7 protein-coding genes are annotated in these 18,617 nt (G+C 39.0%); 3 read left to right on the top strand and 4 right to left on the bottom strand.

Features of this window, described 5'->3' with window-relative positions; genetic code table 11:
• Nucleotides 1-295 precede the first annotated feature (295 nt).
• Genes FQ087_RS13380 through FQ087_RS13390 form a run of 3 tightly spaced genes read left to right on the top strand, consistent with a single transcriptional unit; the run spans nt 296 to nt 3,080 of the window.
• The gene (locus tag FQ087_RS13380) at nt 296-1,063 is read left to right on the top strand and encodes a sensor histidine kinase (RefSeq protein ID WP_255452328.1); all 768 of its coding nucleotides are present in this window, start codon (nt 296-298) and stop codon (nt 1,061-1,063) included.
• A gap of 14 nt (nt 1,064-1,077) precedes the next feature.
• Nucleotides 1,078-1,785, top strand: coding sequence for a response regulator transcription factor (locus FQ087_RS13385; RefSeq protein ID WP_149581091.1), 708 nt, complete (start codon nt 1,078-1,080; stop codon nt 1,783-1,785).
• On the top strand, nt 1,782-3,080 hold the full coding sequence (locus tag FQ087_RS13390; RefSeq protein WP_149581092.1) for an SLC5/6 family protein: 1,299 nt from the start codon (nt 1,782-1,784) through the stop codon (nt 3,078-3,080). The genes FQ087_RS13385 and FQ087_RS13390 overlap by 4 nt, the downstream gene beginning before the upstream one ends.
• Nucleotides 3,081-3,260: 180 nt before the next feature.
• Here FQ087_RS13390 and FQ087_RS13395 read toward each other — a convergent pair whose 3' ends face one another.
• From FQ087_RS13395 to FQ087_RS13410, 4 genes are all read right to left on the bottom strand, one after another.
• Entirely contained in the window at nt 3,261-4,778 is a 1,518-nt protein-coding gene (locus tag FQ087_RS13395; protein ID WP_149581473.1) for a glutathione ABC transporter substrate-binding protein, read from the bottom strand.
• Between the two features lie 1,135 nt (nt 4,779-5,913).
• On the bottom strand, nt 5,914-11,211 hold the full coding sequence (locus tag FQ087_RS13400) for a S8 family serine peptidase (protein WP_370456076.1): 5,298 nt from the start codon (nt 11,209-11,211) through the stop codon (nt 5,914-5,916).
• 701 nt (nt 11,212-11,912) lie between these two features.
• Entirely contained in the window at nt 11,913-12,521 is a 609-nt protein-coding gene (locus FQ087_RS13405) for a hypothetical protein (protein ID WP_149581093.1), read from the bottom strand.
• A 1,237-nt stretch (nt 12,522-13,758) separates the two neighbouring features.
• On the bottom strand, nt 13,759-18,519 hold the full coding sequence (locus FQ087_RS13410) for an endonuclease (protein WP_255452329.1): 4,761 nt from the start codon (nt 18,517-18,519) through the stop codon (nt 13,759-13,761).
• Between the last annotated feature and the right edge of the window lie 98 nt (nt 18,520-18,617).

Consider the following 18,617-nt stretch of genomic DNA (forward strand, 5'->3'; position numbering starts at 1 on the left):
ATTCTAAATAAGTAGTGCCGTATATAGGTTGAATCCATTAAATACGAATTCGGCGCTTAGGAGCGGGAAAAGTTGCATTCGTATACATCTAGATATCACGCTAATGGAATAGAAGGTGTTCAATTCAAAGAGTACTGAAAGCGACTGTATATGGAGCACTTGGTGGCTGACTGTGTTACTTTTTGGATAATTATTGTTAATTAAAAAATGTGATAATTAGTCATTTAATTCTTTGTCTTTTCACTGTATACTAAGAATATTGTCGGCATTCTAAATTTCAAGGAAGGGCGTATGGATGATGATGTCAATCGAAAACTTCTCTTTCTACGTCTTAATTTGCGTATTGGCTCCCCTTATAGGAGCTTTTACGCTTTCTTTTATTATTATTTTTGAACGACGCTTTGACAGTCTTCAAAGGGAAACTTCAAAACTCGCACTTGAAAAAGAACTTCAGCAAGTAAATTATGACCAATTAAATTCAAAAATACAGTCTCACTTCTTTTTCAATACATTGAATACGATGCTAAGTCTCGCTCGTTTAGATCGTAAAGGAGATTTAGTAGCAGGGCTCGAGGCTATGGCGAAATTCTTTAAATTCAAGTACGCAACGAATGAGCCCCTGATACTATTCGATGCTGAGCTTTCTAATGTTAATAATTATTTGGACATCCAAAAACTCCGTTTCGGAGACCGACTGCGTATAATCATCGAAATTGAACCAGCTTGTAAAAACGCGCTTATGCCTCCCTTTATGCTTCAAACGTTAGTTGAAAATACATTTAAACATGGTTTCGAAAAGAATCCTGGACCATCCATATTGAAAATAATTGCCTTTGAAACAGACCACATATTAAATCTTGAAGTATGGAATACACATTTACTAGATACATATAACATTGAAGAACAGTACTCCTCAGAAGAAGGCGGATATGGACTTAAAAACATACAAAATCGGCTACGTTTATTGTTTCCCGAACAGGAAACTTCCTTAACGTTGCTCCATGTGAAGAATGAGACAATGGTTTTAGCTAAATACCCTTTTGTAAAAGAATATGCAATTTAAAGGAGGACATAGGGATGGACGTGCTATTAGTAGATGATGAAATGTTGGAATTAGAACAGTTAGAATACATAATGAAGCCCTATTTCCCAAACTGGAGTTTTTATAAAGCTCAAGACGCTTCTATTGCATTGCAACTTGCAAAAAAAATGAAATTCTCGTTAGCATTTTTGGATATACAAATGCCCGGAAAAAGCGGATTAGAGCTAGCTAAAGAATTAAAGAAATTATATGAAATAGATATCATTATGGTGAGCGCTTTTCAATCTTTTGAATATGCACAGGCTTCACTACGTATTGGGGTGGATGACTACCTGACAAAACCCGTTGTGGAAAGCGAACTTCTCGAACTTCTAGAGAAATATAAAAAGTGGAGTTCACAAAGCGACTCTATTCAACAGGTATTAACAATCATTCACAATGAATACCATGAAAAATTGAATTTGAGTAATGTCTCAAAACGTGTCCATTTGAACTCAACCTATCTAAGTCGAAAGTTTTTCGATGAAATGCAAATTGGATTTGCGGATTACTTGAATTCATATCGACTTGAAATGGCAAAAAAGATTCTCATCGATCAAAAAGGGCTAAGTATGTCGGTAATCGCTGAAAAAGTTGGCTACAATAGCCAGCATTATTTCAGTTCAATGTTCCGCAAACAATTTAGCGTTACTCCATCCGATTATCGTATAAACCCCAAGAGAGCCGATAGGATTCAAAAATGAAACTGTATCGACATTATATTACAGGCTCGTTGATATTCGGTATTTCCACAGGCATGATAAGCCTATTGGCGCGCTGGATTTCTGGAAACGTCATTCTAGCATCACCTGAATCATTAACTAAATATGGGTTACTTGGAGGGTTTGGCTATTCAATAGCAGGGGCATTATCTATTTTTCTATTCGGTATTCTGGCAGTACCCATTCGAAACAAATTCCCTACTCTTGAAACAATTGGCGACTTGTTTCAACTTCGCCTTAAACGTGATGGCTATTTGTTTATGTCCTTTTTAATCTTTTTGTTAGGCTTCGATTCATTGTTCATGCAAGCTGTCGGCGCCGCTGTCCTATTCGATCTCCTCTTCAATGTTCCTTTATCATTGAGCTTGTTCCTTTTTTTCCTGTATTGCTTTGTGGTTGCTGGCCTAGGTGGGATGAGGTGGATTCAGAAATTTGAAGGGATTTCAATGTTTTTCATTTTCTCTGCCGTTATTTTGATTCCACTTTACTTTTTCATTCAAGAAGGGGCACACGAGGTTTATAATGGTATTCGTTTATACCACCCTTATTTGTTAGTTATAAATAACCGCGATATTTTTCTATTCATCATAACCTTTGTATTAGTTGGTTTCGGACAAGTCATAACCGATCGATCTACATGGCAACGACTTTATATGATTGAGAAGAAGAAAGTCCGAATTACATTTTGGTCGACGGCACTTGTTTGGTGTACAGTTCCAATTTCTCTTTCAGCCATGCTACTGATTGTTATATTTGACGGAGCGTTCAATGAAACTTATTCTCTTCTTTTTATGTTGATCGATAAAATAGATTCTATCTTTCTTATCCTGTTATTTTCCTTATTGTGCTTCAGCGTTTTATCAACAACTATACAAGCAGAACTCCATGCGACAACAGTCCATTTTGTAAAGCATATATTAAAGTCAAAAAAATCGTTGAAGACAGATCATACGTTAAGAAGGGAATCCTACTGGATCTCAGGAATTATACTTTTCGTCTTGTTTACCATCACCCTATTCGCTAAGTTCAGCTTACTAGAGTTTCTATTCTTTTATGGCAGCATTTACGCGTCCTGTATTCCTGTGCTATTGATTGTAATACTTTCAAAAAGACCAATCCCAAGACTATTGCCATATTCGATTGTACTTGGCTGGATCATTGGCAAGTTTATAATCCAAAACGCAGATCCACTAATGACCATTTGGTATAGCTTTCTCTGTACGTCTTTCTTCGCGGTATTATTTTTACTGCTAATAAAGAAAGAAGCAAAAAGATAGAGCCATTGAAAACGCTTCGACGCTTTGTGGACATCTACTTCGTTAGTATACTTTGTATTGATAACAGCGGGCCTTTCCTCGGTTTTATAGAGGAAAGGCCCGCCGTTATTGCTATATACTAAAATACGAATCCTAGGAGGTGTCCCGATGACTTCACATCAAGAAACGTTAAACCTCAATTTATTCAACAATCTCAACATCTGAGAGGATGAAATAGGAAACCGGGCTCATCTTCATCCCTTTTACAGATGAGTGATAGACTGCAAGGTTTTCATAACTGCGAATTGGCACATAAGCTGCTTCATCCAGTTCTATCTTCTGCGTCTTCGCGTAAATTTCTTTCCGTTTTTCATCATCTTTTTCTCCACGCGCCTCATCTAATAATCGGTCAACTTCCGTATTGGAATAATACTGGTAGTTACCGGCAGATCCTTGGGAGTTTGAATGGAATAGATTATATTGGTTATAATCACCATCTCCTGTAGCATTTCCCCAACTTCCGTTGAAAAGGTGACCTTCTTGATTTGTATTTGCATCGATGTATGATCCGTATTCGAGAACACGAATTTCAACTTCCACTCCAATTACTTTCAATTGTGATTGAACCACTTCAGCTAAACTAATGCGTTCAGCCCTATCCGCAGTTAGTAAAGTTAATTTCAACCCATTTTCATAGCCAGCTTCTTTTAGTAATTCTTTCGCCTTTTCGGGATCATATGGATACGGAACCAATTGATCGGAATAACCGAAGACTTTTGAACTCATTGTCGAAGTCCCTAAAAACCCGACGTCGTTGAAGACTCCACTAAGAATAGCTTCACGATCAATTGCATGGCTAATCGCTTGTCTGACAAGTAGATTATCAACGGGTGCTTTTTGGACATTGAAACCTACAAACTCCACACCTAATCCTTCATTTCTCAATAATTTCATATTATCCGATGATTCAATACGCTGAATTTCATTAACAGGTATTTGTGACATAATATGCGCCTCGCCCCGTTCAATCATTCCAAGACGCGTGGTATCTTCAGGCACTACTCTGAACTCTACTCCACTAATTTTCACAGCTGTACCCCAGTAATCTGGATTAGCCTTCAATTTCACGTACTGCCCTGATTTCCATTCTTCAAACATAAACGGACCTGTTCCATTTGCTTCCTTTTGAAGCAATTCCGGTGTAGATTCAAGCATAGTTGGATTCATTATACTTCCTTCATTACTAGCCAAAATTGATAACAGCGGAGCATAGGGCTTTGTTAGATGAAAAACGACATTATAATCGTCTTTCACTTCCACCTCTTTAATCATCCCCAATTTGGAAGCTTGGGGAGAACCTACTTTTGGATCCAACAGGCGATCGAAAGTCTTTTTTACAGCGTCTGCTGTAAATGGAGTTCCATCATGAAATTTCACTCCTTCACGCAGCTTAAATTCCCAAGTAATATCATCCAGCTGACTCCATTCCGTTGCTAGATGTGGTTGAGGCTTCATATCCTCATCTGGAATGATCAGCGTTTCATATACTTTCTCATAAAGAACATTTGCGGTCGTAATGTCCACAATGAAATGCGGATCCAAGTTAGTCACGTCAGATTTCATCACGACAATTAAGTTCTCGTTGCTTGTTGAGTCTTTCTGTCCCGTGCCTTCAGTTGATTGCCCTGTCGAACATCCATTAAGTATTAAAATACCCATAAGTAAAAATAGAACACTAATCTTTTTCAAATCCAACCCCCCTTTTTCTATCTACTCATCATAAACTCTTTTTGATGTCGCTTTTTTCAGAATTCTTAGTTCTTTTTGCACTAAATTCGGGTATTTTTACCAGTTTAGGTTACGCACTGAAATAAATACACTCGGCCATAGCTTCCATATTAACTTGCTATATACGTAAATAGACAGAAGACATTTTCTGTCCTGTTTTTATCGACAGTAAAATGTATGTTTAGTTTCGCTGGATCGCTGTGTGAGTGACTATACTGCTAAAAAACACCACTTCTGATGATTAACCATTTAATCGTATAAAATACTGGTGAGATAGGTTTGATATCCTCGATTTTCACTGGTACCTTTCCGGCTCGCTCACGGCGAACTATACATGACAGATTTACTGAGGTGTCCTAGTGTGGCTAGTTGCCTGTCGCGTTCCTACAATGTTCAAGTGAAGAATGCGGTTATTTTGGAAGAAAAGAATAGAGGATATTCTATGGAGAGTGTAAGTCCCCGAAGATGAAATTTCGGGCACTCTTGTACTTTGTAGAATGTGTTCCTTGCTTACTTTTAGCAAAGATTATGCAAGTATTCATGTGGTACCTTATAGAAAGTGACACTTCTTTAAAATAAATAGGAAAAAACCATAGAGAAAGCATCAGCCGCCAAAATTGCATCTTTGGCGGCTTTTCTCCAGGTGAAAAACCAGCTATTCTTTCGTCCCAATAAACTTCAGCACTCTGTGTACTTATGCATATGGAGAGCGACGGATGAAGGACAACCATACGATTTCCGAAAAAGATGTGTAGGGATGCGACAAAGTCGCATCCCTACACATCCAGACATCTCGGTAACCGTACTAGAAGTCATTCAATCCACAGCGATCCTAAAGCGCAACTATACAAGTGTGGCCCGGGTGGATTAAATTATTTACTGTTTTTTTGAGTATCCTACTCAGCTGTAAGAATTGAGTTGTGCAAGTGCACTGGCACCGGTTATAGAATGGAAAGTAACAGAAAAAGCCCCTTGATCCATTAAAGGATCAAAGGACTATCTTCTTCGGAATCACTCGCAATTGTCAAACTAGCGCATGAGTTGCGCTAGTGACTAACACCGGATATTAGATAGCGATTGGAACGTATTCAGTGACTGGAATGTCTTCAATGATTGGAAGGGCTTCAGTCATTGGAATGACTTCAGTTTTTTGGGTGTTTCCAACGATAACGTCTATTATCACTTCATTCTTACCGTATTTAACGGTAATTGTTGTATTTCCTTCTACTTTTGGTCTTACTAGACCATTTGTTACGGAAACAACTTTACTATTCGCTACTTTGTACGTTGCGGCTAATGTAACATCTCTTTCTGTTGTTGTCCCATCTGCCGCAGTTGTTACTTCTTTAATGCTCAGTTGTGCTTCTTTTCCAAGTTCCAAATTGAGTTGTGTTTGGTTTGTAGTCAATGTCACAACTGGTTCTGTCACAATCACATTTACGGTTAATTCATTTTTGCCGTACTTCACAGTGATTGTTGTTTCTCCTGCAGCTTTTGCTCTTACTAAACCATTACTGACAGCTGCTACTTTACCATCTGCAACCTTAAACGTTGCGTTTTGTGTTACATTTTTTTCTGTTGTTTTTCCATCTGCTGATGTGATTACTTCATTCACTGTCAGTTGTGCTTCTTTGCCAGCTTCCATTTCAAGTAGCGTTTGGTCTATTGTAAGTGTCACTGTTGGTTCTGTCACAATCACATTTACGGTTACTTCATTTTTACCGTACTTCACAGTGATTGTTGTTTCTCCTGCTGCTTTTGCTCTTACTAAACCATTACTGACAGCTGCTACTTTACTATCTGCTACTTTAAACGTTGCGTTTTGTGTTACATTTCTTTCTGATGTTTTGCCATCTGCTGCTGTTGTTACTTCTTTAATGGTCAATTGTGATTCTTTGCCAGCTTCCAAAGCGATGTCTGTTTTGTTTGTAGTCAATGTCACAACTGGTTCTGTCACATTCACATTTACTGTTAATTCATTTCCGCCGTATTTCACTGAGATTGATGTGCTTCCTGCATTTTTAGCTCTAACTAAGCCATTCGATACAGAAGCTACTTTACCATCCACTGCTTTGTATGTTGCAAGATTTGTGACGACGGTTTGTTTTGATTTACCGTCTGCCCCTGTTACGACTTCTTTAATGACCAGTTGTGCTTCTTTGCCAGGCTCCAAATCGAGTTGCTCTTTATTTGCCGTTAGTGTCACAACTGATTTTGTGACCGTCACATTTACAGTTAATTCATTTTTACCGTATTTAACGGTAATTGTTGTATTTCCTGCTTCTTTTGCGGTTACTAAACCACTCTTCACGGATGCCACATTCCCATCCGCTACATCATACGTTGCAACTTTTGTTACATCTTTCTGTTTAGTTGTTCCGTCAGCTGCTGTTGTTACTTCTTTAATTGCCAATTGTGATTCTTTTCCAGACTCCAACGTGATGTCTGGTTTATTTGTAGTAAGTGTTACTCCTTTTTCCGTAACCGTCACATTTACTGTTAACTCATGTGTACGATACTTCACAGTAATCGCAGTACTTCCTGCATTTTTAGCTGTGATCAAGCCATTCTTTACAGAAACTACGTTACTATCTTCTACTTTATACGTTGATGCATTTGTTACGTTTACTTGTTTTTCTTTTCCATCAGCCGTTGTTGTTACTTCTTTAATGACTAATTGCGATTCTTTGCCAGTTTCCAAATCGATTTGTGTTTTGTTCGCAGTCAGTGTTACAACTGTTTCTGAAACCGTTACATTTATCGTTAATTCATTTTTACCGTAACTAACGGTAATTGTTGTAGTCCCAGCATTTTTAGCTGTAATTAAACCATTCTTTACAGAAGCGACTTTGCTATCCGCTACTTTATACTTAGCAGCTACTGTTACGTCTTTCTTCTTTATTGTTCCGTCAGCCGCTGTTGTTACTTCTTTAATTGCTAATTGTGTTTCTTTTCCTTTTTGCAAATCAATTTCTGTTTTGTTTGCAGTCAGCGTTATACCTGGTACTACAACTTCTGGATCAACCACAGTCACATTTACAGTCACTACATTTTCACCATGAGAAATGGTAATCGTTGTAGTTCCCTGTGCTACTGCAGTTACCAATCCGTTTGAAACAGATGCAACAGCTTCGTCAGCTACAACGTATGTTGCTTCAGTAGTTACATCTTTGTTTGTAGCGTCCCCTTGTGTCGGAGTTGATGTCTCAGTAACAAGTACTTGACCCGTTTGCCCTGCCTTCAAATTAAGTTCAGTTGGGTTAACAGTCAGTGTTACGACTGCTTCAGGTTCTCCTTTTTGATAAATTAATGCTTCTCCGACGTTTCCTGCCTCATCTTTCACTACAACAGTTACTGAATTAGTGTCATCTGTAACCGGGAATGTGAATGAACCATCTTGTGCCAGATTGAATGGAACAGCATCAGTTGCTACACCATTAATCGTCGCAATATAAGAAGCATGCAGTTTTTCATTTAAATCATAGTCCAAATCATACAAATATAATTCTTCATTATAGTCGATATACTTATCAGTTACTTGACCAGTAGCCACTTTTTCAGCAACTGAACCTGTAATTACTGGTTTTGTTGTTTTAACGACAATTGGCCCAACGTAATCTCCTATAATTGTTGAACCAGCCTGTGCTGTTAAGTCAATTGTATATAAACCATCTGGAATCGTTGTTTGAGGTGCACCGCTCCATGGGAAATATTTACCTAGAACACCTAGTCTCCACGATCCTTTTCCAAGAGAACCAGCCGCATGTACATATCCAATGTAGCCATCACCGTATTCTCCACCCTCTGGATCCATGATATCCCAAAGCTCAATATAGTTCGTTGTCACATCTCCAGTCAATGTAAATGTTAGGTCAGCTGAATCTTGCACGCCGTCCCCATCAAAAGACAGGTCTGTTTCTGTAATAGCCATATCCCTAATTTCTGTTGCTGCTGCTACGGTACTAAAGTCAGCCGCAAATGGCAATGAAACCTCGGAACCTCCACCGTTAATGCGGATATACCCTAGAATTTCTGAATCCTTTGGAGCCGCAGCTTTTGAAGCTGTCAAAGTCACATTTAACATTTGCTCTCCAGCAAGTGTAAATGTCGGTTTGTCAACAGTCACTTTGGCGTCACCAAATGACTTGGTTACATCAACCGATACAGTATAATTCCCACCACTACCCTTTTTATCTTTTACAAGAATTTGTTTTGTAACGGATACATTTTCAGTTAGTGGCCGAGGACCGAATGTCACAGTACCTTTCAAGTTATCAACAACTGAGCCACTTCCGTCTAGTACTGCTTTATCAAGTGCATACGCAAGTACATTTGGGTGAGCTGCAGCATATGCATCTACTCGACCAGCACCTTGAGCGAATACATCATACTCCGCTTTATCTAGAATTTTTGCCGTATTTGAAAGCGCAACTTTCACATCAAACGCATTCCAAGTTGGATTCGCTTGTTTAACAAGTGCTGCGATTCCCGCGATATGCGGTGTCGCCATCGATGTGCCGGTTTTACGGTCATAGGCTTCGTTATAAACAACATCTGGAAAATCTGCTTTGTACATTGGAATTGTTGACATGATATTTGTACCAGGTGCACTTACATCCGGTTTGATGTCGAAGTTCGGTGTGGATGGACCACGTGAACTAGAATCGTTTACTTCGTCTCCAGCTGTCTGAGTGGATCCAAAGCTACCAAACGTAACCGTTCCCGTTCCACCTTTTAATGCTGCACGAATTGCATCGCCATCTGTTTGAGACATATCAAACGTCGGTAAAAATGCAAATGAATCACCTAGGAATGTGCCGGATGGATTTGGCGCATTTGTACCACCAGCAAAGTTATGGATAATTGTTGCTACTGCACCATTTTCTTGTGCATGTGCAATTTTATCAACAAACGCAATGCCTCCACGAGAGATCAGTGCAACCTTGCCTTTTACATCGACTCCTGTATAATCTTTTGCTTCTCCATTTCCAGGGACAGCAACAACATCAAATTGGCCCTGAAGTTGTGTAGCTACATTTTGCCCGAAAGTAGTTCCCATCAATTGCAGTTGTTTCGTCAGATTATAGGTTCCAACTGTGACATTTACTTGTCCGTTGTGCATTGTTTCCGGGTTCGTTGTGTTACCAACTGCAATTCCTAAACGAGATGTAGCCGGAGTACCCATTGTTCCACGGTTAGGACCAGAATTACCTGTTGCTGTTACAGCAATTGTCCCTGCCATCATCGCGTTATTAAGAGCGAAAGATCCGCTATCTGTTTCAGTGTTAGCCCCTCCACCAAGGGATAGGTTAATAACATCCATCTTTTCAATTACAGCTGTGTCAATCGCTTTCACGATTCCAGAAGTCGATCCACTACCATATGCTCCAAGTACACGGTACGCATATAGATCCACTTTTGGTGCAATTCCTTTAATACCGTATTCATTGGCACCGATTGCAGCGATTGTCCCCGCTACATGCGTACCATGTGACGTATAGAACGCACTACCTCTATCATTAAATTCTGGTGTATTTGGTGGACGTTCTACAGGAGAAGTTTCCGATGCATCATCATCTGCACGGTTTTTTGTATAGACAGATGAATTCGGAATAAAGTTTTTTCCACCTTTATAAATTTTCGCAAATTCTGGGTGATCCGCATCGATTCCCGTATCCAGTACTGCAACTTTAATGCCTTGTCCTTCAATTCCCTCATTCCATAGCTTCTCAATTCCTAGGAATGAAATGCTCGTATTCATCTTTGCATCTACTTTAACTTCTTTCAAAGGCAACGTTGTTTTAATTGGTTTAGACTTTTCTGGCTCTTCAAACGCATGAACGATTGTATCTGGTTCCACTAACGTAACTCCTTCAATCGTAAGAAGTTTGTCTAGGTCATTCGCGTTTAAAACCGCAGCAAAACCATTTAACACAGTATCGAATGTATATCCCTGATCAATCGAAATATTTTTTAGACTTAATTCCTTTTTTACAAATGATTGTTGTGCTTGTACCTTTTTTCTCACTTGATTTTCCTGTGAGGCGGAGAATGTTTTCCCTTTTAAATTGTCTATTCCTTTTTCAAGGGCAACAGGTTTTTCCGATAAATGAATGATTACTGCAACTTCCTGATTACCCGATAGCTCCTGTAAATCTTTGTGTAGCTTTGGTCCACCATCCAACAAATCTAATTGTTCAGCGATTGCAGCTTTTAATTGCATAGTACTTTCGCTTTGACCATTTTGTTTAAATGGTTTGACTTCTTCGTTAGCCGATACAGTCATCATTGGCCTATGCATCGAGAAGACCATAGCTAGTACCAAAAAAGCACTAAATAACCTATTAACCTGTTTCTTCTTCACTATAATTCCCCCTTTAGTACAGATTTTTTCTATAAAACGCTGGGTTTGTCCATCCTAGTTGCTACAATTGTTTAATAGGGATCGCATCCTTCCTATAAAGCAGAATAATATAAACAAAATGTGGCGCTGTCCTAATGTATGCGCTAGTCTACTTTGCTATGACTATATTTTTTTTTTAGTTTCTGCACCTCGTACTTAAAAAGATAGACCCCTATCTTTTAATACTTCCGAAATACTTTTTTATAAAAGTGATATGAGTAGTTTTGAGGATGTTTTGGATGGAGGAGCTTCTTTTTGACTCGTATTATTTGAGATGCAATTGTTACCGGTGATAGACACTAGTAACAACTTTGCAAAATAAAAAGCACATACTCCATTCAAGGAATAAGTGCATTGGATAGGTTACTATGTTCTGAAGCATTTCAGAATTGTATGAGGACCTGGAACTTGTGTGTGCGTGCCTATGCAACAAAAAACAACCAAAATTTATACTATTACATAAAAAATCACAGAAGTTCAGATTATTAGGTAATTCTCTTCTCCTCAGCTAATAAATATGTAATTATAGTGAATTAACTGAACGTTGCAGTACGCAGGTACCCGGAATTTATTAAAATAGTAAAACCTCTCGACTGATCGAGAGGCTCCTTTGTATCATTATTCATCAAACATAGTTGCGTGAGTGACTGGCATCGAAATATTTACTTGTTAGTAATTGTTACTTTAACCTCTTTATCAACCCCTGCAACTTTAGCGGTAAATACTAAAACAGCTGTACCTTCAGTTTTTGTAACACCCCAATCTGCTAAACCATTGAATGCTGCCATGATTTTAGTAGCTATAGCATCAGGAGTATCCCCTTTTGCAACTGCAATTGTTTTCGTAACTTTATTTCCGTCGTCAAATGTCACTTCTAAGTTACCAGTTGAAACGGCGGATCCTGTTACAGTTAAGGTATTCACTTCTTTTTCACCTGCTACAGCTGGTCCACCTAATTTTTTCTTCAACATCTCACCTTTTACTTCTGCACGATTCTCTTTTTCATTTACCGTAAATTGTGCACTGCTAAAGGCTTTAAATTCTTTTGATGTGAAGATCAACTCACTGCCGTCATTTGTTACGTCCCATTTGTCGGTTAGTTTTTTAAACGAACCCTTTTGTGTGACGTAAAGTTTTTCGATAAGTCCTTCCGCAATTTCTTTCCCAGTTCTAAATTCAAGTTTATTATCCACAAATTTTTGGGTCTCTCCGAATAAAAAATCAAAAACAACACCATCACCATCATTGATATAAAACTTGAAATTACTCATTTTCGGAGCAAAACCTTCGTCAAACTTATAACTTACAATCGTCTTTCCCTCCTCAACCGCTTCTTTCCCCGCAGTTGTTTGGACTAATTCAGCTGTTACGTTATTGCTATTCCCGTCTTATACCATGCTCTTGCATAGCTTTCGTTTCGGGCCTACACCGTACAAGCGACTTTCATCGCATACGGCGTGCCATCAGCAGTTAATTTCTAATCCTTATTTCCCCATCTCAACTATACAAGGGATTAAGTTTTTTAAAAACTTAAATATTCAGACAATAATATATAATTTTTTACATATCACATCAAAATACTATCTTACAATCCAATAATCTACAGTATTTTTTGACTGATTATGAATTACAATGTAGAAACTTTCTTTTTGTCTCGTTAGATGAACGAGTAGTATATATGATTGTGACAAGAAAAAGTAGCCGTGATAGGTAGACAAACTGAAATGTGAGTGACGTTAACTATAATATGAACACCTAATACAAAAATACTTTTGGGAGTCATTCTTGGTTGTCAGCTTTGTGCCTTAGTTGTGTAAACGGCACCTGGATACTCTGTAAACTTAATCCCTTCAACCCAATGGCTTTCGACCCATCACTTAACTTTCTAAACTTAAAAATCCCGGTTACCCATCCACTCCAAAATTCGCTTTGCATGATTGGCTAATTCCTACCAAACGGGGTTACCAACCGCTATATGCTGCAACCTAGGCTCAGTCGCTCTGACTGGCACCGAGCTATTACTGGTACCTGTGCAATTACCAATTGAACTAATTTCGATTTGTTCTATACAGCTATACTCGTTTGAATCGCTGTAACTCTAGTACACCTACTAGCCCAGACAATCCTTATATCATTTCGAATAAACAAATCTTTATATTAGGTATCTCTATTTACAGTTTTAGGAAACGGATGCCGAATTAATTGTCCATATCACTTTGGACCACTACAGCTATATCCAACGCCAAATTACATATCGAAGGAATATAGCTAGATTTTGCAGATTGATTATTATAGTGAATAAAGTAGTTTGTTTGAGCACCTTTGCAAAGTACAGTTATGACCACTACTAGATTTCAACTATATACAGTAAAAAATTCAGCCAAAGTGAATATGGCTGAATCCCGCTTTTTCTTCATGCTATTCTAGTACTTTTATTGAGTAGTTATATGCGCATCCGAAATTATTGCAGGAAAGTCCCAAATGATACCGTACACAATTACTCTAGCATTAGGACGCAATTTGCAAATCAGCTGAAGCAGCCTGTTTCCATATCAATTCCACCCATTCAGGATGATCGATAAATGGATTGCGGTTTCCTTGCCATTTTTGGATGACATTATTCCTGTTTTGTTCAAATGCATCAACCGGATCTTGTGCATGCCACTTTAACAAAGTCGAGAGTTTTCCGTGGTAAGGTACACTTCCATTATTAAGCTTGTCGTTTAACTCCAGGTCAACCTTGTCACCCTTTTCATAGCGTGTTGCCATGTAAAAGAGAATTCTTGCTACATCACCTTTTACATTATCGGGTGGCTCAAAAGAATTTGCTGTTTTGAAACAGCCGTTACAGCCTTTTACAGCGCTGCCTCCGTTGTCAAAATCCAAGTTACTTCTTAAACTATTTACTTGAATATCTGTAGGGCGCAAGTGATGGATATCTGTTCCTGGTCCTTTACTCGTTCCGAATTTCCCGTGTGATTGTGCCCAGGTATGTTCCCTGTTCCAATCGCCGACATTCCCACCATTACGAGTTTTAGAGCGTGAATCTCCGGAATAAAATAGAATGACATTGTTGACGTTTTTCGGGTCTTCATCTGTTTCACGCAATGCTTCCCATACTTGATCGTAAGTAAGCTCTGTATGTCCATCAATAATTTCATGAAGCGCGTTTTTTAACGCCTGCCCGTTTTTACCAATCGCGTCTTTGTAATAAACATCTGTTGGCAATTCAACATCGGCTGTTATCGTTACAGAGAAATTGATTGTAGTAGATTTTTCACCATCTGAAGCCGTGACGCCAACAATATGGCTTCCTTCATTAAGCGTTAATTTTAATGATGCCCCTTCTATTGTCCCTTTTGTTGATGTAAAAGTTAGCTCATCATTTTCAGGATCAGAGAAGTGGTCTGTTAACACGATGGATATATGCTCCCCTACCTTAACAGTAGCGTTAGCAATCGGTTTCTTCACGATAGGTGCTTTGTTTCCAACAGGGAAAGAAGGAACCTCAATGGGTTCCCCTTTCGAATTTGTGAATTTAATATTGTCTGGATTTGCACCGTTAATGAATTTTATGTTTTGGATTTTTTCTGCGCCTCTAACTTCTTTTACGTTCGCGCCATCGATGGTGACTTCTTTCACTTGAATACCTTTGAAATCAATAATCGCCCCAGACTCAACTGGTTTGATTGTTACTGTTGTGTTCGCAAAGCCTACACCATGGAATTCTGCATAAGCTCCAGTGAACGTAACGCCTTCCGTAATTACCGACTTATCGTCGAGCGTAACAGAAACGCTTTGTTTACCAATCGTTAATTTTTTCGTTTTAAGATCTTTGATGTTGTAGATTTTTTCTGCTACGATCGGCTCAACGACATCTTTACCTGCAAGATCAATTTGGACAAGAACTGGATCGTGATCGCTCGCACGTCCTGCCATATCCGTGAAATCTGCGTTGATGTGAAGGATATCTATTTCTGTTTTATTAACTAAGTTATTGGTAACTAGAATATGATCTAATACTTGTGAGTTTCCTCCAAACACGTATGAGTAACGGTCAGCTGTTTCTACTTTGTTAATCATATTCGTCATATTATCACCCTCATGAATCTTTAGGGTCTCAGAGAATTGGAAGTCATTAAAATCACCAAGAGACACGACGTTTGCCTCCGGATTTTGTGTTTTTACATCCTTCACAAAATCATTTACGATGTTTGCGATTTTATGACGTTGTACTTCACTCTTGTAAACTGGTGGTTGCTGCGAACCAAAGAGTGGTGTATCTCCATTTTTTGAGTTCCAGTGGTTGGCAATGACAATAACACTTTCCCCTTGGAATTCGAATTGTGCGGCCAATGGTTTACGGCTGCTATTAAAAGCATCATTTGTTGGAGCTATACGGCCAGGGTTTACTGTTAACTTTCCGTTTTTGTATCCGACCGCCGTAGTTGCATCGCCCTTAGGATTTCCTTTCGTTAACGTTACTCGCTCTGGATTGTAGAGGAATCCAACTCGAATATTCGCATTTGGTGCGCCGCCATCTTGATTGTTAACTGGGTCGATATTGGCATACTCATATTTCACGCCGCCTGCTTTTACGATTTCAGCAATAAGTCTTTCATAACTTTGTGACGCTTCTGAGTTACCAGCGTCTTGTCCATTATTGTCTTGAACTTCTGTTACCCCTACAATATCAGGACTTTGCATGTCAGAAGCAAAAGCTCTTGCCAATTTTCTAGCTTTGTCATCAGTTGTTGACTTCTTATTATTCGAGAAGTTTTCCAAGTTATAAGAAGCAATCGTTACCTTATCTTTTGTTTTTACAATCGTTGTTTTTTCGGGTGTTGCACTTCCTTTTGAATGCTTAGTTTTCATTTCATCCAACGAAGCGTAGATTTTGTAGTTTTGGTATGAATAGCCGACTATACCTACAATTGGCCCTTTGAATTTATCACCAGTTGCGACTTCAAAATCACGCGCCGGTCCATTTGGCTCTAAGCGAAATTGGATGCGGTCCGCATTTTGGTTATTTTCTTCTAATAGAAGTCCTCCGTGTAAGGAGTTCGTTTTCTTACTATCAAGAACGGTAACAAGGTCACCATTATCTTGTGGCGCTACGGCTTTCACATCGCCCACTTCTACACGCATACCTTCTAAGCTTTCCCAGAAATCAATTGCATCTACATCTGGATTGAATACAGCTAACTTATCGCTATCAATATGCTCTGTTGGCAAGTTTTTATCGTCAATGACGATTGGCGCCGGTAATGCTACGCCTTTCTCGACAACTTTAACTTTTCCGCCTTGATCGTCACGGACATTAATTTGCGTTGTTTTCATGTCAGTTGTTTGTCGGTCATCATAGCCATCGATTGCATATTCGCTAACTTTTCCAGTTACAGCTACTAAATCTCCGACTTGTATTGGCCAAGTACTTTTACCACTGTAAAGGAGAATCGCTTCAGATGTATTCGGATCGCTATCTGCTAATACATCCGGTGTTTGGACAGTATAGTATGTCGAACCGCTTAAAGTAAATGAGTAGGTAACAACTCCTTGTACTCCTTCAATCATTTTATCCGCAAATGTGGACGTATGTCCTCCTCCTTGGATATCGTGAATTTGAAGACTATCCGTAACGTTATAGTTAAACGTCTTCACTTCACTAAGTGATCCATCTCCCTTAATTGCAACTGCTTTGAGCGTTGTATTTACTTTAATATCAATTGGTGATTCATATTTTTTACTTTCTTTCGTTGGTTCTGTCCCATCTACTGTGTAGTAGATAGTTGCGTTTTCCGTACTTGTCGATAATGTTACAGTCGTGCCCCCGATGAATGTTCCACTCGCTGGATTTGCAAAGACCGGTTGCATGATCGAACTATCCGCAATAACATCTTGCTGTGAGCGTGGAATGATTTGATAAGCCGAATCGAATTGTTGGACAATCCCTGCGATGGACTCATATTTGTTTCCTACAGCTAACCCTAATGTATTGTTTTCATCACGGACGATAAATTCTGTTGTCCCATCTGTCGCTTTATAATTTAAGTTGGCGTCTACTGCTGTTAATGTAACTTGTTTCGTTTGCACTAGAAGTGATTCATTCGCTTCGTTGACTTCTGCCCCCGTTACTACTTTAGGCGTCGGCGCACCTATATTCCCCGTTTTTTCAACGATTTTAGCCGCATCCAATTGAAGGAGGCCTTTGAAATCTGCCAATTTACCAGTAAGTGTCACTTCATCACCAACTGCGATAGCTAAACTTGTAGGTCGTACTGCAATCCCGCCAGTAGCATCTTGTACTGAAATAGTGTTTTTTAAGTTTGCAGCAACAACGCCTTTAATCGTAACGGTTTCGCCAATCGGTAAAATTCTTGCATCAGCGATTGACGGTATCCCAGATTCACTGGCTATCGTATAAGTAAACTCGGCAATTGCACTGTCTTCTAATCCATCTTTCATTGCTATTGCCTTGATGGTCATATCTGCGTCAACGATAATAGGATTTTCGTAACTTGTACTTGAACTAGTTGGATCTGTTCCATCTATTGTATAGTAGATGGCCGCTCCATCCGTCTTTGTCGCTAACGTTATTTCAGTACCACTAGGAACACTAGAAGATGGTATAGAAACTGTTACAGTGTCGACTTTATTTTCTACAACTGGAGGATCACCGCCATCCATAGTATGGAAACCTAAATTAGAAGAATCGTCTTTAGGGAAAGCCGTCCACTCGACTGACGGATTAAATGCATCATCACTAACCGTATCGCCAGTTGTCACATTGCTGTTACGGACTAGACTAACATCGGTACCAAAGTTGATTTTTGGTCCTACTTGTCCTATAGAATCGATAACCATTCCATCTTTCTTTAGAACGATTGGATCATCTCCATTAAAATTAATGACGGTCGTGTTTTCAAGATTCCCTTTGCTCTTTATATCTGCATTTGCATCTTTATGATGCACCACATACGTTTTTCCATTTTCCAATGTACCTGTCAAATTCAATTTAAAAGCGGCAGTAGTCGCCCCATTCACATGAAGTTCAAGTGAATATGCACTTAAATCGATTGCAGCACCTGTCCCATTATAAAGTTCAATTGCCTTGTTAAAACTACTTCCCTCTATATATTCAGAAATAATCAGATCCGTTGCATTCGTTGCCGCACTTACTGTAGCAGGTAATGCCGGTACTACTAGGCCTGCTACTAAGCTTGCCGCTAACATAGTATTCACAGGTTTCTTCCAATCCCTTTTACTCATCTAAACAATTCCCCTTTATATATACAGTTTTTGAGTAAAGCAAATGTGACATTGTAAAATACAAAGCCTTCAGCCTACAAGCAGAAGACTTTACACAA

Origin of the sequence: Sporosarcina sp. ANT_H38 (assembly GCF_008369195.1) — a bacterium.
GTDB lineage: Bacteria > Bacillota > Bacilli > Bacillales_A > Planococcaceae > Sporosarcina.